Here is a 25,581-nt window from a genome sequence, read left to right as displayed (position 1 = left end):
TGCGTCATTCGACTCGATATTCCTCGCCCCAGATCGCGGCGATCGGCATGGCCCAGATTCGGTCGTCGAGGGGATAGGTGGTCGTGCCGGTGTGAAACACGACACCCCGGTGAAAGGTCGCTCCGAGTTGATCGCGCAACCATGCCAGGTGCCGAGCGTCGCGAGGGTGTACCGCGTCGGCAGCCTTGATCTCAATCCCGACGACCTGACCCGCCGCCGATTCGAGCAACAGATCGATTTCACGGGTCTGGTTGGTGTCGCGAAGATGAAATGCGTTGATTGCAGGCGAGGACAACCCTAGGAGCGGTCGCAATTGAGCGGTCACGAAAGTATCGATGAGTCGTCCAAGCCGGTCTCCGTTGCGCAATGCCCCGGCCCGGCTATCACCCGCAAGATGCGTAGCCATCCCCGGATCGACGATGTAGTACTTCTGTCGCTTCACCATGCGGCTGAGGCGGTTGGCGGTCCAAGCAGGCAGGCGCTCGACGATGCGCAGATCTTCGAGCAGGTCGAGGTAAGCCCTCGTCGTGCGGTGATCTAGGCCGGCTGAGACTGATAGCGTGCCGATTTCCGGTTGGCCTGCGGAGTTGAATGCCAGCGCCCGCAGAAGCAACGCCAACCCGGTCGGGTTCCGGACGTCGGCGGCAGCTGGCACATCGTGGCGAACCAGTTGGTCGACATAGCCCTCGTACCAGTTCGAGCGAGCGAAATCACTGAGTCCGTAGGCGTCCGGAAATCCACCTCGGACGGCGTGGTCGACATAGTCCACGAGCGTGGGGGCGGGATCGAGTCTTGAGGTGGGAAAGGGCTGATCCGCGAAGAGCCGCTCGAGGAAATCCGCGGCGTGGCCACGCTGTTCCAGTTCGCCGACGGTGAGTCCGTACATCGGGAGAGGGACGACCCGGCCGGTTCCCGGCCACCCGGTCGACCCCAATCGTGCTCTGACGCTACCGGTGAGCAGAAAGCGTCCTGGGCCGGACTCGGCGTCGACGGCGCGCTTGACCGCCCCCATGGACTCAGGCTCAGACTGCCACTCGTCGATCAGGACCGGAGTGGGGTAGGTGGCCAGCACGGCATCGGGAGAGCCTCGGAAAGCCGAGGCCTGCTCGGGACGATCGAGCCGTAGTACCGACCGCGCACGTCGAAGTGCGGTTGTCGTCTTGCCGCAGCCGCGGGGGCCGACCAGCATCAAGGCCGGCAGTTCGTCCAGCAGCAGGTCCAGTGCTCGATCGACGTAGCGCGGAAGGTAGCCCCCTTCGTTCGTCATCCGGAAGCCTCTCTGATGCAGATCTAGCAGCAACTCTAATGTAGTTTTAGCACGGTATCTAATGCCGGTCTAGCACGGGTCGAGCATCCGATCCTGCTGTGGGCAGATCTGCTCAGGGCAGCGCGCACTGTTCTCACGGTCGCAGTGCCAGCAGGCTCGCGCCATGACCGACACCACCACCGAGCGACTCCGTCTCGACCACCTGTTGCATGACCGGCTCTTCGAACAACGCACCATCGTGCTCAGCGGTCCGTTGGAAGACGACAACACGCTGCGGCTGTGCAGTGCGCTGCTGGTGCTGGCCGCCGACGATCCGGACGCCGACATCCGGTTGCTGATCAACTCGCCGGGCGGCTCCGTCCCCGGCATGTTGGCGATCCGGGACTGCATGCGGACCATTCCCAACGACGTCGCCACCATCAACCTGGGCATGGCCTACAGCGCCGGGCAGTTCCTGCTGTCGTCCGGCACCAAGGGCAAGCGCTTCACGATGCCGCACGGACGCGTGCTGTTGCACCAGGGCTCGGCGGGCATCGGCGGCACCGCGATGGACATCGCCATTCAGGCTGACGATCTGCGGCAGACCCGTGACACTGTGCTGGCCTGCATCGCCGAGGACGCCGGTCAGCCGCTGCAGCGGATCGAGGCTGATTCCCGCCGGGACCGCTGGTTCTCGGCGTCCGAGGCGCTGGACTACGGATTTGTGGACGCCATTGTCGACGGGCCCGAACTGCTGCCGTCGCCGCGGACCCGGATCGGGCTGGGCCAGGCGGGAGGCCTTCGATGAGCAGCTATCCGATTCCCTACGTCACCACCCGCACCGACCGCGGCGAACGGACGGTGGACATCTACAGCCGGCTGCTGGCCGACCGGATCGTCTACCTCGGCACCGCCATCGACGACGGGGTCGCCAACACCGTGATCGCGCAGCTGCTGCACCTGGCCAACGACAACGGCGACACCCCGATCGCGCTCTACCTCAACTCGCCGGGCGGCTCGATCCCGGCCACCTTGGCGATCTACGACGCGATGCAGTTCGTCAAGCCGCGGGTGGAGACCACCTGCGTCGGGCAGGCGGCGGCCACCGCCGCGCTGCTGCTGGCCGGTGGGGCGTCCGGTGGCCGGCAGATCCTGCCGCACGGACGGGTGGTGATCCACGCTCCCGCCGCCGAGGGGCGCGGCACCATTCCCGACCTGATTCTCGAAGCGGACGAGGTCGCCCGCGTCCGTGCCCTGCAAGAGGAACTGCTGGCCCGGCACACCGGCCGGACGCCGGAACAGATCCGCGCCGACCTGGAACGCGACCTGATCCTGACACCGGCGGACGCCGTCCGCTACGGCGTGGTCGACCGGGTCCTGGGGGTGGTTCCGGCGTTAGGGTGAGACGTCGTCCCCTGGCCGGTGGATCGCGACGCGAGCCGGCAGTGAGGAGTTATGGGTATGAGCCAGACCACGGCGCCGGCCACGGCACGCGAACTCACCTTCCGAGGGATCGTTCTCGGCGGGCTGATCACCCTGGTGTTCACCGCCGCGAACGTCTATCTGGGCCTCAAGGTCGGCCTGACCTTCGCCACGGCGATTCCGGCCGCGGTGATCTCGATGAGCGTCCTGCGCTACTTCAAGGACCATTCGGTCGTCGAGAACAACATCGTCCAGACGATCGCGTCGGCGGCCGGCACCCTGTCGGCGATCATCTTCGTGCTGCCCGGCCTGGTGATGATCGGCTGGTGGCAGGGCTTCCCGTACTGGACCACCGCCGCTGTCTGCGCGATCGGCGGAACTCTCGGCGTGATGTACTCCATTCCGCTGCGTCGTGCCCTGGTGACCGGCTCGGACCTGCCCTACCCCGAGGGGGTCGCGGCGGCCGAAGTGCTGAAGGTGGGCGACAGCAGCGGCGGTGCTGCCGACAACCGCAGCGGCGTCCGGATCATCTCGCTGGGCGCCTTCGCCTCGGCCGGCTTCTCGCTGCTCGCCTCGCTGAAGGTGGTCGGCAGCTCGGTGGCAGGCGCCCTGCGGCTCGGCAGCGGCGGCACCATGTTCGGCGCCAGCCTCTCGTTGGCCCTGATCGGCGTCGGGCATCTGGTCGGCCTGACCGTCGGTGTCGCGATGCTGGTCGGCCTGCTCATCTCGTACGGCATCCTGCTGCCGATGCGGTCGGCGGGCCAGCTCGCCGCCGACGAACCGCTGCTCAGCGCGGTCGGCAGCATCTTCTCCTCCGAGGTCCGCTTCATCGGCGCCGGCACCATGGCGATCGCCGCGATCTGGACCCTGGTGAAGATCGCCGGCCCGGTGGTCAAGGGCATTCAAGGAGCGCTCGTCTCGGCCCGGACGCGGCGGCAGGGCACCGCTGTCGACGTGACCGAGCGGGACGTCCCGATCACCTGGGTGACCCTGGTCGTGGTGGTCTCGCTGATCCCGATCGGCTTCCTGCTCTGGGATTTCGCCAGCGGGACGGCCATCCACCACGGGCTGGCCGGCATCGTCACCGCCAGCATCGCGTTCGTCTTCGTGATCGGTCTGCTGGTCGCGGCGGTCTGTGGCTACATGGCCGGCCTGATCGGGTCGTCGAACAGCCCGATCTCGGGCGTCGGCATCATCGTGGTGATCGCGGCGGCGCTGCTGATCAAGATGACATTCGGCACCGCCGATCCCGAGGAGAGCCTGTCGCTGGTCGCCTACACGCTGTTCACGGCGGCGGTCGTCTTCGGTGTCGCCACCATCTCGAACGACAACCTGCAAGACCTGAAGACCGGCCAGCTGGTCGGCGCCACGCCGTGGAAGCAGCAGGTCGCGCTGATCATCGGCGTCGCCTTCGGATCGGCGATCATCCCGCCGGTGCTCGACCTGATGCAGAACGCGTTCGGTTTCGCCGGGGCGCCGGGCGCAGGTGAGAACGCACTGGCTGCACCGCAGGCGGCGCTGCTGTCGTCCCTTGCCACCGGCGTGTTCGGGGTGTCCATCGACTGGGGGCTGCTCGGTCTGGGCGCGTTGATCGGGGTCGTCGTCATCGTGGTGGACGAGGTGCTCGGCAAGACCACGAAGTCGTACCGGCTGCCGCCGCTGGCGGTCGGCATGGGCATGTACCTGCCGATGGCGCTGACCCTGATCATTCCGCTGGGCGCGGTGCTCGGGAAGCTGTACGACCGCTGGGCGGCGCGCGGCAAGGCGGACCGGGTCGAGCATCGCAAGCGTCTCGGCGTCCTGCTCGCCACCGGCCTGATCGTCGGCGAGAGCCTCTACGGCGTCGTGTTTGCCGGCATCGTGGGCGCCACCGGGAAGGACGAGCCGCTGGCCATCGTCGGCGACGGCTTCGAGAACTGGGCCAGCATCCTCGGCGTGCTGGTCTTCCTGGTGCTCACCGGCTGGATGTATCGGCGCACCGCCCGGACGGCCGAACGCGACAGCTGACGCCGGACAGATAACAAGGTGTCGCTGGCTTGGGGGTTCAGCCGAGCCAGCACATCAGGTTCCGCGCGCGGGTGCACTTGCTTCTGAGGCGAAATTGGCACCCGGAACAATCACTGCAGCGTGATTGGTTCTGCCGGTTCCGGGTCGCGTACCGCATCGAGAACGGCGATGTCCTCGTCGGTGAGTTCGAGGTCGCGGCCCAGCGCGGCCAAGGCATCGCCAAGTAAAGTCACGATTGTCATAGCCCCACCTCCGCATCTACGACAGCGCTCTAGCGACGTGCAGTCATAGTAGAGGCGGCGAGCCGGCCCGTGGTCCGTCAGGCGATGTCCACGATCTAGCGGCGGTCGTCGCCATGGTCCACGTCCAACCGCGAAGGGTCTTGCCGATGGTGTAGCACCGCGATGATCTCTACAACCTGGGCTTCATCCCTCACGCGATACCAAATTTGGTAGGGGAAGATGCGCAGGTTCACTCGTCGGGCAGCTCCCCGGACGGTCGGTGCTGAATGTGGGAACTCCTGGACGCGTCGGGCTACGGCAAAGAACTCGTCGGTGAAACGCTCTGTCTGTTCTGGCGCCTCGGTGTCGTAGTAGGCCTGAACTCGGTAAAAGTCGCGCTGAGCACTGGGACTGAGAGTGATGGCGAATGTCACACGTTCCGCCGCGCGTGTTTCTCGAACTCGTCGAGAGTCACGAAACCATCCGGGTTTGCGTCCGCCTCGGTGATGCGCTGATCGATGATCGCCGCGATCTCTGACGGCACCTCGCCGTCGTCGAGTGAGTTCTGCAGAGCGACAATGAGTTCTCGGCGAGCGGGCTCATCGAGCTGTAACGCCCGTTCGAGGAGAGCCTGATCGACCATGCGCCGATGGTACTCGCACGCCCTGACATTGACGATGGCCGACCTCAGGCAGCCAGGCAGACCGGTCCTCGGACCGCGCCGCCGGCGAGGCGTGAACTGATCCGCAACGTCAGTTCGGCGACGCTCAACTCCAGGGCGCCAGCCACGGCCGCGAGCAGTTCCGAGGACGGCTCCTTCAAGCCGCGCTCCAACTCGGAGAGGTACTGCGGGGACATTCCGGCGCGTCCGGCGACATCGACGATCCGGTCGGCCCGTTCCAGCCGTTCGGCGCGCAACTGTTCGCCGAGCGCCTGCCGCCACAGCGGCTCGACGGGCGCCGGCTCACGCTCCGGGCGCAGCGGTACGACGTCTCCCATAGGCACACCGTAGTCCCAGTCCTAGACTCCGGTCATGACACAGACGTCTGATCTGAAGCCCCGCAGCCGTGACGTCACCGACGGCCTGGAGAAGGCCGCCGCGCGGGGAATGCTGCGGGCGGTGGGCCTGGGCGACGAGGACTTCGCGAAGCCGCAGATCGGGGTGGCGTCGTCCTGGAACGAGATCACCCCGTGCAACCTGTCGCTGGACCGGCTGGCGAAGGCGGTCAAGGACGGCGTCCACGCCGCCGGCGGGTACCCGCTCGAGTTCGGCACCATCTCGGTCTCGGACGGCATCTCGATGGGCCATGAGGGCATGCATTTCTCGCTGGTCTCCCGCGAGGTGATCGCCGACTCGGTCGAAACCGTGATGAACGCCGAACGACTGGACGGCTCGGTGCTGCTCGCCGGCTGCGATAAGTCGCTGCCCGGCATGCTGATGGCGGCCGCCCGGCTCGACCTGGCGTCCGTCTTCCTCTACGCCGGCTCGATCCTGCCCGGCATCGCCCGGCTCTCGGACGGCACCGAGAAGACCGTCACCATCATCGACGCATTCGAGGCGGTCGGCGCCTGCGCGGCCGGGCTGATGTCACGGGCCGATGTGGACGCCATCGAACGCGCCATCTGCCCCGGCGAAGGTGCTTGTGGCGGCATGTACACGGCCAACACGATGGCTTCGGTGGCGGAGGCGATCGGCATGTCGCTGCCCGGCTCGGCAGCTCCCCCGGCCACCGACCGGCGCCGGGACGGCTTCGCCCGCCGTTCCGGCGAGGCGGTGGTCAACCTGTTGCGCCGCGGCATCACCGCCCGCGACATCATGACCAAGGAGGCGTTCGAGAACGCGATCGCCGTGGTGATGGCCTTCGGTGGCTCCACCAACGCCGTGCTGCACCTGCTGGCCATCGCCCACGAGGCCGAGGTCGAGCTGACCATCGACGACTTCCAGCGGGTCGGCGCGAAGGTGCCGCACCTGGCCGACGTAAAGCCGTTCGGCGCCTACGTGATGACCGATATCGACCGGGTCGGCGGCGTCCCGGTGGTGATGAAGCTGCTGCTCGACTCGGGCCTGCTGCACGGCGACTGCCTGACCGTCACCGGCAAGACGATGGCCGAGAACCTGGCGCACATCGCCCCGCCCGACCCGGACGGCAAGGTTATCCGGGCGATGCAGCAGCCGATCCACCACACCGGCGGCATCACCATCTTGAAGGGCTCGCTGGCCCCCGAGGGCGCGGTGGTGAAGAGCGCCGGCTTCGACGATTCGGTCTTCGAGGGCACCGCACGGGTCTTCGACGGCGAGCGGGCCGCGATGGACGCCGTCGAGGCCGGAACCCTCGGCAAGGGCGATGTCGTGGTGATCCGCTACGAGGGCCCAAAGGGCGGACCGGGCATGCGTGAGATGCTCGCCGTCACCGGCGCGATCAAGGGCGCCGGGCTCGGAAAGGACGTCCTGCTGCTCACCGACGGCAGGTTCTCCGGCGGCACCACCGGGTTGTGCGTCGGCCACGTCGCCCCCGAAGCCGTCGACCTCGGCCCGATCGCGTTCGTACAGGACGGTGACCCGATCCGGTTGGACGTCGCGAACGGACGCCTCGACCTGCTGGTCGACCCTGACGTGCTGCAGGCCAGGCGCGATGCCGGCGTCACCCACCCGGCACCCAAGTACACCCGCGGTGTGCTGGCCCGCTACCGCAAGTTGGTTACCTCCGCCAGCCGGGGAGCCGTCCTCGACTGAGTGTGTCGCTCTCGTCATCCCGACTTCTGTAATCCCGGCGAACGTTCTGTCATCACATTCCGTCATCCCGGCGAACGCCGGGATCTCCCTGAGGAGGTCAGAGATCCCAGGTCAGAGATCCCGTGCGTCCGCCGGGATGACGGTGGGTCGCCGGGATGACGGTGGCCGCCGCTGGTGGAGTGTGTGTCGCGGCCCTTGTCATCACGGGCGCGGTCTTTCGTCATCCCGTGCTCGCCACGGGATCTCGTCGCCGACGTGCGTGAGGAGATCCCGGCGTTCGCCGGGATGACGTTGGGATCGCCGCTCAATCGACGGCGAGCGGATTGCTTTGCCGGACGGCGGTGACGAGGTCGGTGAGCATCCGTTCCAGAAGTTCGCGATCGCGTGGCGGCAGGCGGTCCGTCAGGGCCCCGGTGGCCTCGATCATCGGCTGGTAGAGACGCCGCAGTTCGTCGAAACGGTCCGTCGAGCGCAGTTGGGCCGAGCGGCCGTCGGTGGGATGCCGTTCCCGAGCGACCCATTGCTGTTGTTCGAGGCGAGCAAGGACGCCGGTCAGGGTTGCCCGCGGCAGGCCCGTCCGGGTGGCGAGGTGCGAGGGGGTGCACGGACCTTCGCGATCGATGACGTCGAGAACGTCCAGATCGCGGGGGTTCAGCCCAGCGGTTACGGCGATCTTGTCGTTGACGATCTGGAGTTCGATCCGCAGTTGCCTGACGGCATCCCTGATCGAGGCGAGGTCGCTCATCGGGCCTTGCGGCGGTTCGTGGTGGGGGCGACCGCCCTGCGCAGGTGGTCGCGGCGACCCAGTTCGGCGACCATGGCGGCGGCGAGATCGGCGCGGGTGGTAGTGCCCTGCGTGGGGTGATCGAGGTCGACGCGGTAGTCCGAGACCTGGTCGGCATCGATCAGCCGGCCCGGTCGCATCACCGTCCAGTCGATCTCGTCGACGGTGTGGAGGTACTCCTCCATGGCGCGCATGTCGGCGTACAGGGTGCGGCCGAGCACGTTGCGGAGCAGTGGAAAGACCAGATGGTCGGCGAACCAGTTCCCTCGCGGCGGCGGATAGGTGAGCCCCGAACTGACCACGACCAGCCGACGGGCCGAGGGGCTCCGCCGCATCACCTCGACGATGTTCCGGGTTCCCACCGAGTAGATGCTGACCGGACGCCGGGTGTAGGCGCAGCCGAGGGTGGACAGCACGGCATCGGCACCGGCGACCGCATCGTCCAGGCCGTCCCCGGAGAGTGCATCGGCCTGCGCGACGGAGAGTTCAGGATTCGGATCAAGCGGCAGCGGATCCGGACGCCGGCTCACCGCGGTCACCGCATGGCCTGCTCGCAGGGCCTCCCGGCACAGCCACAGCCCGGTGGGTCCGGCCGCTCCGACGATGGTGACTCGCACGTTGTCCTCCGATGCTTTGGGCCCGCCCCATGCGGCAGATAGTACGGAAACCGTATCACCAGCCTCTTCGTCATCCCGGGCTTGCCCCGGGATCTCGTCGCCGGCGCGCGGGGGAGATCCCGGCGTTCGCCGGGATGACGGGAGGTCGCCTCAGCAGTCCCGGAGCCGCTGCAGCACGTCGTCCAGCATCTGCTCGGTGAGTTTGCCGGTGAAGGTGTTCTGCTGGCTGACGTGGTAGCTGCCGAACAGCCGCACCGTGTGATCGCCGGCGCCCAACTCAGCCTCGGCGCCGTGACCGAATCGTGGTTTGGGACGCGGCACCGCCCAGCCGAGCCGGCGCGCGGCGGCCAGGGTGGCGTCCCAGCCGATCAAACCGAGCGCCAGGATTCCCCGTAGTCGCGGCCCGATCAGCGTCAGTTCGCGATCGAGCCAGGCCGAGCAGGTCGCCTTCTCGATTGTGCTCGGCTTGTTGTCCGGCGGCGCGCAGCGGACGGTGGCGGTGATCCGCAGATCGCGCAGCGCCAGACCATCGCCGGCATGCGTCGCCGTCGGCTGATTGGCCACCCCGGCGCGGTGCAACGCGGCGTACAACCAGTCGCCGGACCGATCCCCGGTGAACATCCGACCGGTCCGGTTGGCCCCGTTCGCCGCCGGCGCCAGCCCGACGATCAGCAGGGTCGCGTCGTCGTCCCCGAAACTCGGCACCGGACGCCCCCAGTACGGCTGATCGGCGAACGACGCCCGGCGTCCCGTGGTCGCCACGCTCTCCCGCCAACTCACCAGACGGGGGCAGGCCCGGCATACCGACGAGCGTGCCTGGAGTTCGTGCAGATCGGCGTCCGCCGCAAGCCGAGCAACCTCGACGGCATCGTGAGCGACCGGCGTCCGAGCTGTCGCCGGGTCGCCCGGCCACCCGGTGCCCGGCGGCACCGGCGAACCAAACAGCTGCCCGGTGATCGGGTGCGGATCGGTTCGGCCAGGCACCGACTCTGTCTACGCCAGCCGGACAGCGCCGCGCAACCTTCCCCGGGCCTGACGTAGCCTGACCCGGTGCGGATCGCGACCTGGAATGTGAACTCGGCGAAGCAGCGGTTGCCGCGGCTGCTGCCCTGGCTGGACCAGCGGCGTCCGGACGTCGTCTGTCTGCAGGAGACCAAGCTGACTGAGGACGCCTTCGCCGAACTGTTCGCCGCACCGCTGGCCGAGCGCGGCTACGAGCTGGCCAGCAACGGCCAAGGCCAGTGGAACGGTGTGGCCCTGCTCTCCAAGGTGGGCCTGGCGGACGTCGAACGTGGCTTTCCCGGCATGCCGGGCTTCCCCGGCCCGGAGGCGCGGGCGATCAGCGCGACCTGCGCCGGCGTCCGGGTTCACAGCCTCTACGTGCCGAACGGACGGGTCCCGGACTCCGACCACTACCACTACAAGCTGGAATGGCTGGCGGCGTTGCGGGCCAGCGTCGCCGCCGGCCCGGAGCCGGTCGCGCTGTGCGGCGACATGAACATAGCCCCGGCCGACGCGGACGTCTTCGACCCGGCCGCCTACGCCGGCCACACCCACGTCACCGAACCCGAGCGGGCGGCGCTGCAATCCCTGCTCGACCTGGGGTTGCACGATGTGGTCCGCGACCACTGGCCCACCCAGCGGGTGTTCAGCTACTGGGACTACCGCGCCGGCATGTTCCATCAGGATCTCGGCATGCGGATCGATCTGATCCTCGCCGACGCCAGTACCGCGGCACGGGTGGCCTCGGCCTGGGTCGACCGGCAGGCCCGCAAGGGCACCGGTCCCAGCGATCACGCCCCGGTCATCGTCGACCTCGACGAGGCGCCGGACGGCGACATCGGTCCGGTCGTGCCTCCTCCTTCGGCACCTCGGACGCCGCGGCGCGGCACTCGGAAGCTGCCTCAGTCCGGCTGACCGGCGGGCGGTACGAGGGCTGTGCCAGAATCGGAAGACGCTTGTCCACCCCCGGATCGGAGAGCTCATGTTGGTATGCGAGGCCTGCGGCCAGCAGCTGTTCGAGCATGCGCTGCACTGCCCTCGCTGCGGAGCCGACGTGCCCGTCGCCGAAGTCGACCCGGATGCTGCCCAACCGCCTAGCCCTCCGAGCAGCCCGTCTGGTGATGACGATTGGGACCCCGACGAGACCAGCCGGTTCCTGCCTGCCTACGGTTGGCGGCGCGGGCTGCGCAACAGAGTGGCGCTGGTCAGTCTGACGGTGGCATTGATCGCTGCCGTGGCGAGCCTGGCTTGGCTGATCGGGCAGGCGGTCGGCGGCGGTCCGGCCGTTCCGGTGCCCGTCTCCAGCACGCCGAGCGTGACGCCGCGGAGCACCACGCCGCCTCGCAGCGCCGTCGTCTGCACCCCCGAGGTGGCCCGCAGCACGAACACCAGCTGCGCCGTCGCCACCCGTGTGCTGGCCGCCGTCCGCACCATCGGCACCGATCTGCCGGACAGGTTCCGGGTGACGATCGTCGATCCGCAGAGCAGCAAGAACGCCACCTACGTGTGCACGATCAAGTCATGGATCGAATGCACCGGCAGTCGGGACGCCCGGGTCTACGTCCAGCGCCAGGTCTAGGGCGCCAGATCCAGAGAAGCGCTCAGCCGGGTTCGGGCGCGATCCGGGCGGAGACCAGGGTGGCCGTCTTCAGCTTTGCCCATGACGTGTGCACCGTCAGCGTCGACAGTGTCGCCGGGGGATAGCGGTAGGCGATCAGCGCCCGTGCATCGGCGTTCGAGAAGTGATCGGCGAGGCTGTGCACCAGCGCCGGGATGCCTGGGGCATGTCCGACCACCAGCACGTTGAAGCAGCCGTCCCGCAGGGTCATCAACTCTTCGAGAATGTTGCTCGGGCCAGCGTTGTAGATGGTGTCGCACGACCGCACCGGCACGCCGAGACCGAGCGCCTCGGCGGTCTGCATCGTCCGGGTCGCCGACGACGCCAGGATCAGTTCGATCCCGGCGTCCCGCAGATCGGCACCCACTCCGCGCGCCTGCTGGACGCCGCGGGCGCTCAGCAGGCGCGCATGATCGCCGCCGGGCCCATGGGTCTGCCATGCGGCCTCGGCATGCCGGAGCAGGTGCAGCGTTCTCACTCGTCGGCGCTGCGGGTGAACTCGTTCTCGTAGTCGGTGCCCTTGGCCCGATCCCAGCTCTGGAAGATCTCGGCCTCGGCCTCGGAGCGACCGACCCAGACGGCGCCTTCGACCGACTTGCCGGGCTCCAGGTCCTTGTAGACCGCGAAGAAGTGCTCGATCTCAAGCAGGGTGAGTTGCGGCAGATCGCCGAGTTCGTTGAGGTAGTCCTGGCGATGGTCGGCGGTGGGGATGCACAGCACCTTGTCGTCGCCGCCCATTTCGTCGGTCATCCGGAACATGCCGATCGCCCGGCATTCGATCAGGGCGCCGGGGAAGGTGGCCTCGGGCACCAGCACCATGGCGTCCAGCGGATCTCCGTCCTGGCCCAGGGTGCCCTCGATGAAGCCGTAATCGTTGGGGTATTGGGTGGAGGTGAACAGGGTGCGGTCGAGGCGGATGCGACCGGTGTGGTGGTCCATCTCGTACTTGTTCTTGGTGCCCTTGGGAATCTCGATGGTGACATCGAAGTGCAGGGTCTGCGGGACGGTGGGGCGGCTGAACTCGGCCACTACGGTTCCCCTTTCGAAGGCTGTCATGATTGCGTGGATGTCTTCTCTGACCCTATCGCCAACCATACGGCGGGCAACATGCCGAAACAGCTAGCCCGGACGCCCGCACGGCGCGTCTGGACAGTCGTGCTGGCCGTGCTCGCCATCGTGGCGGTCGCCGCCGGCGCGCTGCTGGCCGTGCCCAGCTGGCGTGCGACGGTGCTGCCGTCCACCACTGTCACGATGCTGGCCGCTGCTCCGCAGGGGTACCGGGCGCCGGCTACCGCGAGCCCGCCCGCGCTGCCGTTGGAGGCCGTGACCGACACCCCGGCACCGACGGCAAAAGCGCTGCTCGGACGCCTGGCGAAGCTCCCCGAGGCCGCCGCGGGAAAGACCTCGATGGTGGTGATCGACCCGCAGACCGGCCGGACGCTGATCGACCGCGGCGACCGGCCGGCGATGCCGGCGTCCACGATGAAGCTGCTCAGCTCGGTGGCGGCCCTGGAAGCTCTGGGGGACGGCCGCACCTTCGCCACCACGACGGTGACCCCCCGCGACGGAGTCGTGATCCTGCGGGGCGGAGGCGATCCGCTGCTGAGCGACCGACGGGCCACCGGACGCGCGTCACTGCAGAATCTTGCCGCGGCCACCGCGACCGCGCTCAAACGGGCCGGTGTGACGAAGGTGACGCTCGGCTACGACACCACCCTGTTCAGCGGCGGCTCCTGGCATCGGCACTGGACCGACAACTACCGCTACTCGGTGGCGCCGATCACCGCGCTGACCGTGGACGGCGGCCGCACCCGCACCGGCGAGGCCGACAGGAATTCGTCCCGCACCGCCGCCAAGAAATTCGCCGCCAGGCTCGCCAAGGCCGGCATCGCGGTCACCGCAACCACATCGATGAAGGCACCGGACAGTGCCCGCCAGCTGGCTGCGGTCCAGTCGCCACGGGTCGAGGAACTGATCGCATACGCGCTCACGAATTCGGACAATACTGCCATCGAGACCCTCGCCCGGCAGGCGGCGCTGGTCGCCGGGCGTTCCGGTGACTTCGCCGGGGCGAGCCGGACGGTGCGTGCCACCCTGCAACGACTCGGCCTGTGGGACGCGGGTATGGCGATCGATGACACCTGCGGGCTGAGCCGGGAAAACCGGGTCACCGCCGGCGTCCTGGCCCGGACCATGCGGCTGGTGCTGACCGAGGGCCGTCTTCGATCGCTGCTCGCGGGGCTTCCGGTGGGCGGGGTCAGCGGCACGCTGGCCGACCGCTTCGACGACGCCCGCGAGCGCGCCGGACGCGGAGTGGTGCGGGCCAAGACCGGCAGCCTGCGTGACGTCATCACCCTGGCCGGCTACCTGGTCACCTCCGATGGTGCGCCGCTGGCCTTCGCGCTGATGGCCAACGAGGTGCGACGGGCCGACACGGTCCGCGACTGGATGGACACCAGCACGGCGCGCTGGGCGGCCTGCGGCTGTGGCTGAGTCCGCCGCCCCGGACGTGCCCGACGTGGACTGGCGGGTGGCGTCGGCGACCGGGCGGCTGCTGGTGCCGTCCGGTCCTGATCTGACCCGAGGTGAGGCGGCCGCGGTGGTCGCCGACCTGCGTGCCTGTGCCGACCGGGCCACCGAGGCGGTCGCTGCAGCGAGCGGCCTGGACGCCCCGGCCGCGGCGGATGTCCTGATCGTCGACCGGGCCGGCTGGGTGCGGGGCGCCGTCTCGATGACCGAGGCGATGTTCCGGGCCGCCGGCCAGCAGCCTCCGGCCACGATGCTTCGTCGAATCGGCGGCCGGTTCGCGGCGAGCCAGGTCGGCACCGGGTTGGCCTTCGTGGCTACCCGGATCCTCGGCCAATTCGATCCCTACTCGTCGACGCCCCGGCTGCTGCTGGTCGCCCCCAATGTGGTCGCCGCCGAGCGGGCGATGGCCGTCGAGCCGCACGGCTTCCGGCAATGGGTCTGCCTGCATGAACAGACCCACCGGTTCCAGTTCGGGGCGGCCCCTTGGCTGTCCGGGCGTCTGCTGGAGCTGCTCCGCCAGGTGTTCGCCGACGAGCCGGACGCCCTCGACCGCGTGACGGCGGTGATGTCGTTGCTGGAGGGGCACGCCGACGTGGTGATGGACGCCGCCGGTCAGCAGCTGGTGCCGCAGGTGGCGCGGCTGAGAGAGGTCTTCGAGGCCCGCCGGGACGCTGGAGGACTGATCCAGCTGATCTCCCGGCTGTTCGGCCTGCGCGCCAAGCGTGAGCAGTACCTGAGCGGCGCCCGGTTCTGCCGCGCGGTGATCGCCGAGGCCGGCGTCGACGGGCTCAACCTCGCCTTCCGGGCGCCCGAGCTGATGCCGACGTCCGACGAACTGCTGGCCCCGACCGACTGGCTGCGCCGGGTTCCGGAACGGATCGGCTGATGGCGCGGCGGGCACTTGGACCGGCGACGCTGGCGGTGGTCGCCGCGATCGAGGACGCCCACCGCGGCGAGGACGTGCTGGTCGCCTGCTCCGGGGGCGCCGATTCGGTGGCACTCGCCCACGGCGCCCGGCTGGCGGCCGGACGACGGGGCTTCGCCGCCCGTGCCGTGGTGGTCGACCATGGGCTGCAGGAAGGCTCGGCCGCGCAGGCGTCCAGGGTCGCCGCCGGGCTGACTGAGGCCGGCCTGCCCGCGGACGTGGTGCGGGTGCGGGTGACGCAGGACGGCTCGGGGCCGGAGGCCGCGGCCCGCACCGCTCGCTACCGGGCGCTCGCCGACGCCGGGCGTCCCGTGGAGCTGTGCTACCTGGGCCACACCCGCGACGATCAGGCCGAGACGGTGCTGTTGGGCCTGGCCCGCGGGTCCGGGCCGCGCTCGCTGGCCGGAATGGCGCGGCGCCGCGACGGCTTCGTCCGGCCCCTGCTCGACCTGACGCGGACGACCACCAGGCAGTGCTGCGACGAGCTGGGCCTGGACTGGTGGGAGGACCCGCACAACACCGAGCGCCGGTTCGCCCGGGTCCGGGTGCGCGAGGTCGTGCTGCCCGTGCTGGAGCGGGAGCTCGGTCCCGGCGTCGCGGCTGCGCTGGCCCGGACGGCGTCCCTGGCCCGCGAGGACGCCGACGCCCTCGACCAGCTCGCCGCCGCGATCGACGCCCCCGCCGAACTGCCGTGCGCCGTCCTCGAACCATTGCCGGCCGCGCTGCGGCAACGGGTGCTGCGCCGCTGGCTGCTGGCCCGCGGCGCCACCCAGGTCGGCCGTGCGCACACCCTGGCGGTGGCCGCACTGGTCACCGACTGGCATGGTCAGCGCTGGGTCGAAGTGCCCGGCCTGAAAGTCGTCCGTTCCAGTGGTGTGCTGGTTGCCGACTTTTCGCTCCGCCCACCGAGCCTCTAAGGTGCGCATGTGGACGCCAGCGACATCCGGTCCGACCTTACCGACGTGCTCTTCACCGCCGACCAGATCCAGGACCGACTGGACGCCTTGGCCGCCGAGATCGAGACCGACTACAACGGACGCGAGTTGTTGCTCGTCGGCGTCCTGAACGGCGCGTTGATGGTGATGGCCGACCTCTCCCGCACCCTGAGCCGGCATTGCGAGATGGACTGGATGGCGATCTCGTCCTACGGCTCGGGTACCCAGAGCTCCGGTGTGGTGCGCATCCTGAAGGACCTCAACACCGATCTGGTCGGACGCCACGTGCTGGTGGTCGAGGACATCGTCGACACCGGCCTCACCCTGGCCTACCTGATCCAGAACCTGAAGTCGCGCAACCCGGCCAGCCTCGAGGTGATGGCCATGTTCCGCAAACCGGACGCCCTGAGCAGCCCGGTGAAGGTGAAGTATGTCGGCTTCGACCTGCCCAACGAATTCGTCGTCGGCTACGGGCTCGACCACGCCGGTCGGTACCGGAACCTGCGCGACGTCGCCACGCTGTCCCCGCACGTCTACTCCTGACCTATTCTTGGGGGTCGGCGGCGGCTGCCGCGCTCAACAAAGGTAGGTAATGAAGGCTCAACGACTGTTTCGCGGACCGATCCTGTGGATCATCCTCGCGTTCCTCGGGATCGCGCTGCTGATCGACTACATCGGCAACGCCAACGGCTACCAGCAGAAACCCACCTCCGAAGTGGTCGCCCTGATCAACAGCGACACCCCGCTGAAGAGCGTCACCCTGGTCGAGGGCGAGCAGGACATCCGGGTCGAGCAGCAGGACGGCACCAAGATCCGGGCCAAGTGGATCGGCACCCAGAGCCAGCAGATCATCGACCGGCTGAACCAGCGGATGGCGAACAACACGCTGGGCACCTGGAGCGGCGACGTCCCGCAGCAGGGCATCTGGAGCATGCTGCTGTTCACCATCGGGCCGTTCATCGTGATCGGGCTGATCTTCTTCTTCCTGCTCAACCAGATGCAGGGCGGCGGCAACCGGGTGATGGGCTTCGGCAAATCGAAGGCGAAGCTGGCCACCAAGGACACCCCGCGCACCACCTTCGCCGACGTCGCCGGTTGTGAAGAGGCGATCGAGGAGCTCCAGGAGATTCGTGAGTTCCTCTCCGAGCCGGCCAAATTCCAAGCGGTCGGCGCCAAGATCCCCAAGGGGGTGCTGCTCTACGGCCCGCCCGGCACCGGCAAGACCCTGCTGGCCCGCGCGGTGGCCGGCGAGGCCGGCGTCCCGTTCTTCTCGATCTCCGGCTCCGACTTCGTGGAGATGTTCGTCGGGGTCGGCGCCTCCCGCGTCCGGGACCTGTTCGAGCAGGCCAAGGAGGCCGCGCCGGCGATCGTCTTCATCGACGAGATCGATGCCGTCGGACGCCATCGCGGGGCCGGCATGGGCGGCGGTCACGACGAGCGCGAGCAGACCCTGAACCAGCTGCTGGTCGAGATGGACGGCTTCGACGTCCGCGGCGGCGTGGTGCTGATCGCCGCCACCAACCGTCCGGACGTCCTCGACCCGGCCCTGCTGCGGCCCGGACGGTTCGACCGGCAGATCCCGGTCGAGGCACCCGACATGAAGGGCAGGCTGCAGATCCTGCGGGTGCACGCCGCCAACAAGCCGATGGCCCCGGACGCCGATCTGGAGTCGGTGGCCAAGCGCACCCCTGGCTTCACCGGCGCCGACCTGGCCAACGTGCTGAACGAGGCGGCGCTGCTGTGCGCCCGGCAGAACCAGCGCTACCTGACCAAGGAGCACCTGGACGAGGCCATCGACCGGGTGATCGCCGGCCCGCAGAAGCGCTCCCGGATCATGAACGAGCGCGAGTTGCTGATCACCGCCTACCACGAGGGCGGTCATGCTCTGGTCGCCGCGGCGATGCCGGGCACAGACCCGGTGCAGAAGGTGACCATCCTGCCGCGCGGTCGCGCGCTGGGCTACACGATGGTGATGCCCGATCAGGACAAGTACTCCAAGACCCGCGGCGAGCTTCTCGACCAGCTGGCCTACATGCTGGGTGGCCGGGCCGCCGAGGAACTGGTCTTCCACGACCCGACCACCGGCGCCGCCAATGACATCGAGAAGGCCACCAACGTGGCCCGCGCGATGGTCACCAAGTACGGCATGACCGAGCGGCTGGGTGCGGTGAAGCTGGGCAGCGACTCCGACGAGCCGTTCCTCGGCATGCAGGCCGGCATGGGCGGCGGCCACCGCGACTACTCCGATGCGATCGCCGCGGCGATCGACAGCGAGGTCTCCGGGCTGATCAACACCGCTCATCAAGAGGCGTTCGACTGTCTGGTCACCAACCGTGAGGTGCTCGACGAACTGGTCCGCCAGCTGTTCGAGAAGGAGACCCTGGACAAGGACCAGGTGGCCAAGATCTTCGAGCCGCTGGTGCGCTGGCCGAAGCGTCCGGCCTGGACCGGCTCCGACACACGGGTGCCGTCCGATCTGCCGCCGGTCGACCCGCCGCCCCCGGCGCCGAAGCCCGAGCCCACCTACGGCCCGCCGCTGGTCGGCCCCAACGGCAAGATCCAGGTGCCGGTGCCCACGTCCCAGCCGCCGCAGCCGCCCTGGCAGCCTCCCTACGGGCAACAGCCCCCGTACGGTCAGCAGCCGCCTGCTCAGCCGCCGTCCGGTTGGGCACCGCCGCCGGAGCGCTGAGGTGGCCGTCGATCAGCCGCGGGTGGCCGCGGCCGTTCGCGAGCTGCTCGCCGCCATCGGTGAGGATCCCGACCGCGAAGGGTTGCGCGAGACCCCGGCGCGGGTGGCCCGCGCCTACGCCGAGATCTTCGCCGGCCTGGACGACGACGCCGCCGATGTGCTCGGCACCACATTCGACATCGCCCACGACGAGCTGGTGCTGGTCAAGGACATCGAGATGTGGAGCACCTGCGAGCACCACCTGGTGCCGTTCACCGGGGTGGCGCACGTCGGCTACATTCCGGCCGTCGACGGCCGGATCACGGGGCTGAGCAAGCTGGCCCGGCTGGTCGATGTCTACGCCAAACGCCCGCAGGTGCAGGAACGGCTGACCACCCAGGTTGCGGACGCCCTAGTCGAGCACCTGCGACCCCGCGGCGTGATCGTGGTGATTGAATGCGAGCACCTGTGCATGACCATGCGCGGCGTCCGCAAGCCCGGTTCGAAGACCGTCACCTCGGCCGTCCGCGGCGTGCTGCGCAACCCGGCCACCCGCGCCGAGGCGATGAGCCTGATCATCGGCTGAGCCCCGGACCACCTTTTGATGGTTATGCCGGGAGGGCTTGCTCGCGCGGCGGCCTCGAACCACTTTCTGGTGGTTGTGGGCTGTCCTGGGAGGTCTCAGAACCACCAGAAGGTGGTTCGAGGGTCCCAGGCGGTCGGGCAGCCGCCCGATAACCATCAGAAACCGGTTCGGGAGGCTGGATAGGCTGCCGCGCGTGAAGCAGCTGCAGAAAGTCGGGCGCACCCTGGTGATGGGGATCGTCAACGTCACTCCGGATTCGTTCTCCGACGGCGGTGATTTCGCCACCCCGAGCGCCGCGATCGCCCGCGGCCGGCAGCTGCTGGCCGAGGGTGCCGATCTGGTCGACGTGGGCGGCGAGTCGACTCGGCCGGGCGCCGCGCGGGTTCCGGTCGACGAGGAGTTGCGCCGGGTCCTGCCGGTGGTCGCCGAACTGGCAGCCGAAGGCGCTGTGGTCAGCATCGACACCACCCGCGCCGATGTCGCGCGGGCCGCGGTGGACGCCGGCGCCAGCCTGGTCAACGACGTCTCCGGCGGCCTCGGCGATCCCGCGATGCTGATCACAGTCGCAGAGTTGGGCGTCCACTATGTCGCGATGCACTGGCGCGGCCAGTCCGACGTCATGCAGCAGCTGACCCACTACGACGACGTCGTGCGCGACGTGGCCCGAGAACTCGCCGGACGCCGCGTCGCGGCACTGGCGGCCGGCATCGCACCGGAAAGGCTGATCCTCGATCCGGGGCTGGGGTTCGCCAAGACCCCGGACGCCAACTGGACGCTGCTGGCCCACCTGGACCGGCTCGCCGCCTTGGGCCAGCCACTGCTGATCGGCGCCTCGCGCAAGCGTTTCCTCGGCGAACTGCTGGACGGCCGCGAGCCGGTGCTGCGCGACGACGCCTCGGTGGCGCTCACCGCGTTGCTGGCTCGGCAGGGCGTGTGGGCGGTGCGCACCCATACCGCACGGGCACACGCCGATGCGATCGCGGTGGCGTCCCGGCTTGCCCGAGAGGCTGTCGGTGGCGTGGAGTAGTGTCCTGGTCGGAGGTGAATGCATGGCTCAATCGACTCCCGACCGGGTCCGTCTGACCGGCATGCGGTTCCGGACGACCCACGGGGTGTACGACTTCGAACGGGTCGAACCGCAAGATTTCGTGATCGACGTGAGTTGTGAGTTGGCCCCCCGTCCGGCCTCGGACGACCTGGCCACCACCGTCGACTACGCCGAGCTTTCCCGGGCGATCGCGGCCGACGTCTGCGGGGAACCGGTGAACCTGATCGAGACCCTCGCCGAGCGCGTCGCGGCCACCTGTCTGAGCCGGCCGCCGGTAGCCGCGGTCGAGGTCACCGTGCACAAACCGGAGGCCCGCATGCCGGTCGAACTGGCCGACGTGGCGGTCACCATCACCAGGAGGCGCACTTCATGACCGACTTCAGCCCTAATGCCCACCTCGACTTCGACGTCGACACCCTGTCGGGCATGGTGCCGCTGCGGCAGGTGGTGTTCTCGCTGGGCTCCAATCTCGGCGACCGGCTCGCCCATCTGCAGGGCGCGGTCGATCTGTTGCGAATGACGCCCACGCTGACCATCGTCGACGTCTCCTCGGTGTACGAGACGGCGCCGGTTGGGACGGTGCTCGACCAGCCCGACTTCCTCAACATCGTGGTGCGGGCCGACAGCACGCTGGCGTCCCTGGTGCTGCTAGAACGCGCCCAGGCGATCGAGGAGAACTTCCAGCGCACCCGCGAGGTGCCTGGCGGGGCTCGCACGCTCGACGTCGACCTGGTCGTCGTCGGCAACCGGGTCAAGAACACCCCGGTGCTCACCCTGCCGCACCCGCGTGCGCACGAGCGGGCGTTCGTGCTGCTGCCTTGGCTCGAGATCGATCCGGCTGCGGTCGTCCCCGAGCGTGGCCCCGTGGCCGATCTGCTGCGTGACGTCGATACTTCCGGCGTGCGTCGCCGCGACGACCTCGCCATCGACCTCTGATGCCCGAGCCTCGGCCGAGCATCGAGCGCACCGGCCGCACCGTACTGGTGGTCGCCGGGGTGGTCGGTGCCGGGCTGGCGTGGATCACGCTGTCCGGAGCGGAGAGCTTCGGCTGGCCCATTCCCGCGGTGCCGCCATTCACCGCGGTCGCGGTCGCCGTTCTCGCCCTGGCCGCCTGGCTGGCCGCCCGCTGGATGCATCGCACCGTTCAGGTGCGGCATGCCACCGTTGAACCGGCGCGGGCGATCGCCCTGCTGCTGGCCGGCAAGGCGGCGCTGATCGGCGGCATCGCGCTGGCCGCCGGATACGCGGTGGTGGTGTTGCGCTATCTGCCCCACCTGGACGCCGCGCTCCCCCGCGAGCGGGTGCTGTCGGGCGGGGCTGCCGCAGTGCTCAGCGTGGTTCTGGCGCTTGCCGGCTGGGCGCTCGAGCGGGCCTGTCAGGTGCCCCCGGACGACGAATCCGGCGACGCGCCAGGCGCTGACGACTCCGCTGGAGGCAGCCCCGGTTAGGCTGCCGCCGTGAAGCTGCAACAGGGTCGTTCGCGTCGACCCACCCGTGCTCGGGTGGTGTCCTGGGCGGTGCTCGGCCTGGTCGGCTGCGTGGCCGCGCTCAGCTACCTTTTCGGCGATCAGCTCGGACGCGGCCTGGGTCTGCTCGCGTTGGTTGCGGGCGCCGGTTTGGCCTGCCTGCTGGCCTGGCGCGAGGATCGCGCCGCTCAGCGCCGTCGCGAGGCGCATGCGTTGCACTGCGAACTCGTTCATGGGGAGTGGATTCGCGCCGAGCGGGCTCGGCAGCGCACCGTTGTCGAGGTCCTTGGTCGCCGAGTGGCAGCCGTGCACCAACGGGCCGAACTGGCCGGACGCCGAGTCTCCGCACTGCAGCAGGAACTCTCCACGTTGCGCGGGAATTACGAGGCGCTGCGCGTCGAATTGGAACTCCAGGCCGCCCTGGAATCCGATGCGCAGCTAGTCGGACTGGCGCGCCGCGAACCGGTCATAGACGCGTGGGTCACCGCCCGCGAACTGTGGAGCCGCGATGATGCCGGCGTCCGTCGTCCCGCCTGAGCAGAACCCCTAATCAGATTTGGTGTCGGGCAAGAGCCGCGATTTGTCGGAAAGTCTTGTCCGGTTAATGTTTGCGATTGTAATGATTCGCTGTAGTGTGTAGCCAAGATCGGCCGCTCGGGGGAAGGTCGACGAAACCAAAGCACTCTATGGGAGGATTTACGGATGGCGCAACGTATCGTCTACCGACTTGTGGATGACTTAGACAGCACCGAAGCGGCCGAGAGCATCTCGTTCGGTCTCGATTCGGCGAGTTACGAGATCGACCTGTCGGAAGATAACGCCGCGAGGCTCCGGGACCTGCTGGCGCCCTTTGTGGCCGCCGGACGCCGGGTCGGCGGCAAGGGAAGGGTCGCCGGACGCCAGCGGTCCGGCAGCAACTCGGCCATGGAGATCCGGGCCTGGGCGTCCGAGAACGGCTACGTGGTCTCGACCCGCGGCCGGGTCGCCGCCGAGATCCGCGAGGCCTACGAGCGGGCTCACGCCTGAGCACGCGATTGGGAACGGCCCCGGGGAAAACCCGGGGCCGTTCGCCGTGGGCGAAGCAGGAACAGATCCCCGGACAGCCGGGTTGAATACACTGAGGGTGCCTGGGGCCTCCCCGGCGCCGACGTGAGGAGTGCGAAATGTTCGACCGGTTCACCGACCGAGCACGGCGAGTGATCGTCCTGGCCCAGGACGAGGCGCGCATGCTGAACCACAATTACATCGGCACCGAGCACATTCTGCTCGGCCTGATCCACGAGGGCGAAGGCGTCGCGGCCAAGGCCCTCGAGGCGCTCGGCATCTCGCTGGAGGCGGTTCGCGAGCAGGTCGAAGAGATCATCGGGCAGGGCCAGCAGGCGCCGACCGGGCACATCCCGTTCACGCCGCGGGCCAAGAAGGTGCTCGAGCTGTCGATGCGCGAGGCGCTGCAGATCAACCACCCCTACATCGGCACCGAGCACATTCTGCTCGGCCTGATCCGTGAGGGCGAGGGCGTCGCCGCCCAGGTGCTGATCAAGCTCGGCGCCGATCTCAACCGCGTCCGCAACCAGGTGTTGCAGCTGCTCAGCGGCTTCCAGGGCAAGGAGGCCGCGACGGCCGGTGCCCCCGAGGCCGGCCCGCAGCAGCAGGGCTCCTCGATCCTCGACCAGTTCGGTCGCAACCTGACCCAGGCCGCGCGAGAGAACAAGCTCGACCCGGTGATCGGGCGTGAGAAGGAGATCGAGCGGGTGATGACGGTGTTGTCCCGGCGCACCAAGAACAACCCGGTGCTGATCGGCGAGCCCGGCGTCGGCAAGACCGCCGTGGTCGAGGGCCTGTCTCAGGCGATCGTTCGTGGCGATGTCCCCGAGACGCTGCGTGACAAGCAGATATACACCCTCGACCTGGGCGCGCTGGTGGCTGGTTCACGCTATCGCGGCGATTTCGAAGAGCGTCTGAAGAAGGTGCTCAAAGAGATCAAGACCCGCGGTGACGTGGTGCTGTTCATCGACGAGATCCACACTCTGGTGGGTGCCGGTGCCGCCGAGGGAGCCATCGACGCGGCGTCCATCCTGAAGCCGATGCTGGCCCGCGGCGAACTGCAGACCATCGGTGCGACCACTCTCGACGAGTACCGCAAGTACATCGAGAAGGACGCGGCGTTGGAGCGCCGGTTCCAGCCGATCCAGGTGGCCGAGCCGTCCATCGCGCTGACCATTGACATTCTGCGGGGCCTGCGCGACCGGTACGAGGCGCACCACCGGATCACCATCACCGACGCGGCACTGACCGCGGCCGCTCAAATGGCCGACCGGTACATCTCCGACCGGTTCCTGCCCGACAAAGCGATCGATCTGATCGACGAGGCGGGCGCCCGGCTGCGGATCCGCCGGATGACCGCACCGCCCGACCTGCGCGAGTTCGACGAGCGGATCGCCAAGGTGCGGCTGGAGAAAGAGGCGGCGATCGACGCCCAAGACTTTGAGCGCGCCGCCCGGCTGCGCGACGACGAGCGCAAGCTGCTGATCGCCCGCTCCGAGAAGGAGGAGGCGTGGAAGGTCGGCGACTCCGACGTCCCGGCCGAGGTCGGCGAGGAAGAGATCGCCGAGGTGCTCAGTTCGGCCACCGGCATCCCGGTGTTCAAACTGACCGAGGAGGAGTCGTCCCGACTGCTGAAGATGGAAGACGAGATCGGCAAGCGCTACATCGGTCAGCACGACGCGGTGAAGGCGCTGTCGCGGTCCATCCGGCGCACCCGCGCCGGCCTGAAGGATCCGAAGCGGCCCAGTGGCTCATTCATCTTCGCCGGCCCTTCGGGCGTCGGTAAGACCGAGTTGACCAAGGCGCTCACAGAGTTCCTGTTCGGCGATGAAGACGCGCTGATCACTCTCGACATGAGCGAATACTCCGAGAAGCACACCGCGTCGCGGATGTTCGGCTCGCCTCCTGGTTACGTCGGCTACGAAGAGGGCGGCCAGCTCACTGAGAAGGTGCGCCGCAAGCCGTTCAGCGTGGTGCTTTTCGACGAGATCGAGAAGGCCCACCCCGACATCTTCAACTCGCTGCTGCAGATCTTGGACGAAGGCCGGTTGACCGACGCGCAGGGCCGTGTCGTGGACTTCAAGAACACGGTGATCGTGATGACCACGAACCTGGGCACCCGCGACATTTCCAAGTCGGTGAACCTAGGTTTCAGCCAGTCCTCCGACAGCGTGAGCAGCTACGAGAAGATGAAGGCGAAGGTGTCCGATGAACTCAAGCAGCACTTCCGTCCCGAGTTCCTGAACCGCGTCGACGAGATCGTGGTGTTCCACCAGTTGTCGCCGGCCGATATCGAGCGGATCGTCGACCTGATGGTCGCCGAGATCGAGACCCGGCTGCGCGACAAGGACATGGGCATCGAACTCACCCAGGCGGCCAAGGCGCTGATCGCCAAGCGTGGGTTCGACCCGGTGCTGGGCGCTCGTCCGCTGCGCCGCGCGATCCAGCGCGACATCGAGGACATCCTGGCCGAGAAGATCCTGTTCGCCGACATCCATCCGGGCGAGATCGTGGTGGTGGACGTGGCGCCCCAGGGTTCCGAGCTGCCGTTCACGTTCAACGGCGTCCCGAAGGCGCAGATGCCGGACGTCCCGGCCGAGTTGGGTCAGGCGAGCTGACCCGTCGCGACATACGGCAGGGGGCCCCCGGGCTCAAACCCCGGGGCCCCGGCCCGCTCGGCGTGGTGCACAGCGGCAGAAAGCGAAACACCCCACCCCCCTAACCAATAT

29 protein-coding genes are annotated in these 25,581 nt (G+C 68.6%); 19 read left to right on the top strand and 10 right to left on the bottom strand.

Translation table 11 applies throughout. The annotated features are described in order from the left end of the window. Positions 1-4: 4 nt before the first annotated feature. Positions 5-1,267: an ATP-binding protein gene (locus QM619_RS07235; protein ID WP_415106100.1), complete on the bottom strand. Its 1,263-nt coding sequence runs from the start codon at positions 1,265-1,267 to the stop codon at positions 5-7. A gap of 163 nt (positions 1,268-1,430) precedes the next feature. Here QM619_RS07235 and QM619_RS07230 point away from each other — a divergent pair, with 163 nt between their 5' ends. The 3 genes from QM619_RS07230 to QM619_RS07220 are packed head-to-tail and all read left to right on the top strand — an operon-like array spanning position 1,431 to position 4,675. Further along, entirely contained in the window at positions 1,431-2,054 is a 624-nt protein-coding gene (locus tag QM619_RS07230; protein WP_415106097.1) for a ClpP family protease, read from the top strand. Then, complete coding sequence (locus QM619_RS07225; RefSeq protein WP_415106094.1) at positions 2,051-2,650, top strand: ClpP family protease; 600 nt, start codon at positions 2,051-2,053, stop codon at positions 2,648-2,650. Before QM619_RS07230 ends, QM619_RS07225 begins: the two co-directional genes overlap by 4 nt. Before the next feature lie 57 nt (positions 2,651-2,707). Next, positions 2,708-4,675 carry an OPT family oligopeptide transporter gene (locus QM619_RS07220; protein WP_415106091.1) on the top strand — a complete coding sequence of 656 codons (1,968 nt, stop codon included), beginning with the start codon at positions 2,708-2,710 and terminating at the stop codon, positions 4,673-4,675. A gap of 110 nt (positions 4,676-4,785) precedes the next feature. Here the strand turns inward: QM619_RS07220 and QM619_RS07215 are convergent, their stop codons facing one another. The 4 genes from QM619_RS07215 to QM619_RS07200 form a co-directional block, all read right to left on the bottom strand. Next, positions 4,786-4,917: a hypothetical protein gene (locus tag QM619_RS07215; RefSeq protein ID WP_415106088.1), complete on the bottom strand. Its 132-nt coding sequence runs from the start codon at positions 4,915-4,917 to the stop codon at positions 4,786-4,788. Positions 4,918-5,012: 95 nt separating this feature from the next. Next, positions 5,013-5,330 carry a type II toxin-antitoxin system RelE/ParE family toxin gene (locus QM619_RS07210; RefSeq protein ID WP_415106085.1) on the bottom strand — a complete coding sequence of 106 codons (318 nt, stop codon included), beginning with the start codon at positions 5,328-5,330 and terminating at the stop codon, positions 5,013-5,015. Continuing rightward, positions 5,327-5,539 carry a hypothetical protein gene (locus QM619_RS07205; RefSeq protein WP_415106082.1) on the bottom strand — a complete coding sequence of 71 codons (213 nt, stop codon included), beginning with the start codon at positions 5,537-5,539 and terminating at the stop codon, positions 5,327-5,329. The genes QM619_RS07210 and QM619_RS07205 overlap by 4 nt, the downstream gene beginning before the upstream one ends. Before the next feature lie 44 nt (positions 5,540-5,583). Further along, on the bottom strand, positions 5,584-5,895 hold the full coding sequence (locus QM619_RS07200) for a helix-turn-helix domain-containing protein (RefSeq protein ID WP_415106079.1): 312 nt from the start codon (positions 5,893-5,895) through the stop codon (positions 5,584-5,586). A 34-nt stretch (positions 5,896-5,929) separates the two neighbouring features. Here QM619_RS07200 and ilvD point away from each other — a divergent pair, with 34 nt between their 5' ends. Then, on the top strand, positions 5,930-7,630 hold the full coding sequence (gene ilvD / locus QM619_RS07195) for a dihydroxy-acid dehydratase (RefSeq protein ID WP_415106076.1): 1,701 nt from the start codon (positions 5,930-5,932) through the stop codon (positions 7,628-7,630). A gap of 304 nt (positions 7,631-7,934) precedes the next feature. Here the strand turns inward: ilvD and QM619_RS07190 are convergent, their stop codons facing one another. From QM619_RS07190 to QM619_RS07180, 3 genes are all read right to left on the bottom strand, one after another. Continuing rightward, the gene (locus QM619_RS07190) at positions 7,935-8,375 is read right to left on the bottom strand and encodes a MarR family winged helix-turn-helix transcriptional regulator (protein WP_415106073.1); all 441 of its coding nucleotides are present in this window, start codon (positions 8,373-8,375) and stop codon (positions 7,935-7,937) included. Next, on the bottom strand, positions 8,372-9,031 hold the full coding sequence (locus tag QM619_RS07185) for an NAD(P)-dependent oxidoreductase (RefSeq protein WP_415106070.1): 660 nt from the start codon (positions 9,029-9,031) through the stop codon (positions 8,372-8,374). Before QM619_RS07185 ends, QM619_RS07190 begins: the two co-directional genes overlap by 4 nt. Before the next feature lie 150 nt (positions 9,032-9,181). Further along, complete coding sequence (locus tag QM619_RS07180) at positions 9,182-10,015, bottom strand: uracil-DNA glycosylase (protein ID WP_415106067.1); 834 nt, start codon at positions 10,013-10,015, stop codon at positions 9,182-9,184. A gap of 66 nt (positions 10,016-10,081) precedes the next feature. Between QM619_RS07180 and QM619_RS07175 the strand changes: the two genes are divergently transcribed. After that, positions 10,082-10,948, top strand: coding sequence for an exodeoxyribonuclease III (locus QM619_RS07175; RefSeq protein ID WP_415106064.1), 867 nt, complete (start codon positions 10,082-10,084; stop codon positions 10,946-10,948). A 67-nt stretch (positions 10,949-11,015) separates the two neighbouring features. Beyond that, positions 11,016-11,612 carry a hypothetical protein gene (locus QM619_RS07170; protein ID WP_415106061.1) on the top strand — a complete coding sequence of 199 codons (597 nt, stop codon included), beginning with the start codon at positions 11,016-11,018 and terminating at the stop codon, positions 11,610-11,612. Between the two features lie 22 nt (positions 11,613-11,634). Here the strand turns inward: QM619_RS07170 and QM619_RS07165 are convergent, their stop codons facing one another. Together QM619_RS07165 and QM619_RS07160 are read right to left on the bottom strand one after the other, a co-directional pair. Then, positions 11,635-12,129 (bottom strand): SixA phosphatase family protein, encoded by a 495-nt coding sequence (locus tag QM619_RS07165; RefSeq protein ID WP_415106058.1) that lies wholly within the window; start codon positions 12,127-12,129, stop codon positions 11,635-11,637. After that, a complete protein-coding gene (locus QM619_RS07160) occupies positions 12,126-12,680 on the bottom strand; it encodes an inorganic diphosphatase (protein WP_415106055.1) in 555 nt (184 codons plus the stop codon). The genes QM619_RS07165 and QM619_RS07160 overlap by 4 nt, the downstream gene beginning before the upstream one ends. 78 nt (positions 12,681-12,758) lie before the next feature. Here QM619_RS07160 and dacB point away from each other — a divergent pair, with 78 nt between their 5' ends. The 13 genes from dacB (at position 12,759) to QM619_RS07095 (ending at position 25,470) form a co-directional block, all read left to right on the top strand. After that, positions 12,759-14,144 (top strand): D-alanyl-D-alanine carboxypeptidase/D-alanyl-D-alanine-endopeptidase, encoded by a 1,386-nt coding sequence (gene dacB / locus QM619_RS07155; RefSeq protein WP_415106052.1) that lies wholly within the window; start codon positions 12,759-12,761, stop codon positions 14,142-14,144. Continuing rightward, positions 14,137-15,066: a zinc-dependent metalloprotease gene (locus tag QM619_RS07150; RefSeq protein ID WP_415106049.1), complete on the top strand. Its 930-nt coding sequence runs from the start codon at positions 14,137-14,139 to the stop codon at positions 15,064-15,066. The genes dacB and QM619_RS07150 overlap by 8 nt, the downstream gene beginning before the upstream one ends. Beyond that, positions 15,066-16,022, top strand: a complete 957-nt coding sequence (tilS, locus tag QM619_RS07145; protein WP_415106046.1) for a tRNA lysidine(34) synthetase TilS — start codon at positions 15,066-15,068, stop codon at positions 16,020-16,022. Before QM619_RS07150 ends, tilS begins: the two co-directional genes overlap by 1 nt. A gap of 9 nt (positions 16,023-16,031) precedes the next feature. Continuing rightward, on the top strand, positions 16,032-16,583 hold the full coding sequence (hpt, locus tag QM619_RS07140) for a hypoxanthine phosphoribosyltransferase (protein ID WP_415106043.1): 552 nt from the start codon (positions 16,032-16,034) through the stop codon (positions 16,581-16,583). A 49-nt stretch (positions 16,584-16,632) separates the two neighbouring features. After that, complete coding sequence (ftsH, locus tag QM619_RS07135) at positions 16,633-18,729, top strand: ATP-dependent zinc metalloprotease FtsH (protein ID WP_415106040.1); 2,097 nt, start codon at positions 16,633-16,635, stop codon at positions 18,727-18,729. After that, positions 18,686-19,294, top strand: a complete 609-nt coding sequence (gene folE / locus QM619_RS07130) for a GTP cyclohydrolase I FolE (RefSeq protein WP_415106258.1) — start codon at positions 18,686-18,688, stop codon at positions 19,292-19,294. The genes ftsH and folE overlap by 44 nt, the downstream gene beginning before the upstream one ends. A gap of 193 nt (positions 19,295-19,487) precedes the next feature. Beyond that, a complete protein-coding gene (gene folP, locus QM619_RS07125; RefSeq protein WP_415106037.1) occupies positions 19,488-20,321 on the top strand; it encodes a dihydropteroate synthase in 834 nt (277 codons plus the stop codon). A gap of 22 nt (positions 20,322-20,343) precedes the next feature. Further along, positions 20,344-20,715 (top strand): dihydroneopterin aldolase, encoded by a 372-nt coding sequence (gene folB / locus QM619_RS07120; RefSeq protein WP_415106034.1) that lies wholly within the window; start codon positions 20,344-20,346, stop codon positions 20,713-20,715. Continuing rightward, complete coding sequence (gene folK / locus QM619_RS07115) at positions 20,712-21,278, top strand: 2-amino-4-hydroxy-6-hydroxymethyldihydropteridine diphosphokinase (protein ID WP_415106031.1); 567 nt, start codon at positions 20,712-20,714, stop codon at positions 21,276-21,278. The genes folB and folK overlap by 4 nt, the downstream gene beginning before the upstream one ends. After that, complete coding sequence (locus QM619_RS07110) at positions 21,278-21,790, top strand: DUF3180 family protein (protein ID WP_415106028.1); 513 nt, start codon at positions 21,278-21,280, stop codon at positions 21,788-21,790. Before folK ends, QM619_RS07110 begins: the two co-directional genes overlap by 1 nt. Before the next feature lie 9 nt (positions 21,791-21,799). Beyond that, positions 21,800-22,345 (top strand): hypothetical protein, encoded by a 546-nt coding sequence (locus tag QM619_RS07105; protein ID WP_415106025.1) that lies wholly within the window; start codon positions 21,800-21,802, stop codon positions 22,343-22,345. A gap of 165 nt (positions 22,346-22,510) precedes the next feature. After that, positions 22,511-22,834: a histone-like nucleoid-structuring protein Lsr2 gene (locus QM619_RS07100; protein WP_415106022.1), complete on the top strand. Its 324-nt coding sequence runs from the start codon at positions 22,511-22,513 to the stop codon at positions 22,832-22,834. A 137-nt stretch (positions 22,835-22,971) separates the two neighbouring features. Then, the gene (locus tag QM619_RS07095) at positions 22,972-25,470 is read left to right on the top strand and encodes an ATP-dependent Clp protease ATP-binding subunit (RefSeq protein WP_415106019.1); all 2,499 of its coding nucleotides are present in this window, start codon (positions 22,972-22,974) and stop codon (positions 25,468-25,470) included. Positions 25,471-25,581 lie beyond the last annotated feature (111 nt).

It is taken from the genome of Micropruina sp. (genome assembly GCF_047606665.1).
Taxonomy (GTDB): domain Bacteria; phylum Actinomycetota; class Actinomycetes; order Propionibacteriales; family Propionibacteriaceae; genus Micropruina.
Note: the sequence above shows the minus strand (reverse complement) of the source record. Positions and strands in the feature narration are given on the sequence as shown.

Excerpts from the sequence above, each read along its gene's own strand:
- QM619_RS07235 (WP_415106100.1), bottom strand. The coding sequence starts at position 1,267 with ATGACGAACGAAGGGGGCTACCTTCCGCGCTACGTCGATCGAGCACTG.
- QM619_RS07230 (WP_415106097.1), top strand. The coding sequence starts at position 1,431 with ATGACCGACACCACCACCGAGCGACTCCGTCTCGACCACCTGTTGCAT.
- QM619_RS07225 (WP_415106094.1), top strand. The coding sequence starts at position 2,051 with ATGAGCAGCTATCCGATTCCCTACGTCACCACCCGCACCGACCGCGGC.
- QM619_RS07220 (WP_415106091.1), top strand. The coding sequence starts at position 2,708 with ATGAGCCAGACCACGGCGCCGGCCACGGCACGCGAACTCACCTTCCGA.
- QM619_RS07215 (WP_415106088.1), bottom strand. The coding sequence starts at position 4,917 with ATGACAATCGTGACTTTACTTGGCGATGCCTTGGCCGCGCTGGGCCGC.
- QM619_RS07205 (WP_415106082.1), bottom strand. The coding sequence starts at position 5,539 with ATGGTCGATCAGGCTCTCCTCGAACGGGCGTTACAGCTCGATGAGCCC.
- QM619_RS07200 (WP_415106079.1), bottom strand. The coding sequence starts at position 5,895 with ATGGGAGACGTCGTACCGCTGCGCCCGGAGCGTGAGCCGGCGCCCGTC.
- ilvD (WP_415106076.1), top strand. The coding sequence starts at position 5,930 with ATGACACAGACGTCTGATCTGAAGCCCCGCAGCCGTGACGTCACCGAC.
- QM619_RS07190 (WP_415106073.1), bottom strand. The coding sequence starts at position 8,375 with ATGAGCGACCTCGCCTCGATCAGGGATGCCGTCAGGCAACTGCGGATC.
- QM619_RS07170 (WP_415106061.1), top strand. The coding sequence starts at position 11,016 with ATGTTGGTATGCGAGGCCTGCGGCCAGCAGCTGTTCGAGCATGCGCTG.
- dacB (WP_415106052.1), top strand. The coding sequence starts at position 12,759 with ATGCCGAAACAGCTAGCCCGGACGCCCGCACGGCGCGTCTGGACAGTC.
- tilS (WP_415106046.1), top strand. The coding sequence starts at position 15,066 with ATGGCGCGGCGGGCACTTGGACCGGCGACGCTGGCGGTGGTCGCCGCG.
- ftsH (WP_415106040.1), top strand. The coding sequence starts at position 16,633 with ATGAAGGCTCAACGACTGTTTCGCGGACCGATCCTGTGGATCATCCTC.
- folB (WP_415106034.1), top strand. The coding sequence starts at position 20,344 with ATGGCTCAATCGACTCCCGACCGGGTCCGTCTGACCGGCATGCGGTTC.
- folK (WP_415106031.1), top strand. The coding sequence starts at position 20,712 with ATGACCGACTTCAGCCCTAATGCCCACCTCGACTTCGACGTCGACACC.
- QM619_RS07110 (WP_415106028.1), top strand. The coding sequence starts at position 21,278 with ATGCCCGAGCCTCGGCCGAGCATCGAGCGCACCGGCCGCACCGTACTG.
- QM619_RS07100 (WP_415106022.1), top strand. The coding sequence starts at position 22,511 with ATGGCGCAACGTATCGTCTACCGACTTGTGGATGACTTAGACAGCACC.
- QM619_RS07095 (WP_415106019.1), top strand. The coding sequence starts at position 22,972 with ATGTTCGACCGGTTCACCGACCGAGCACGGCGAGTGATCGTCCTGGCC.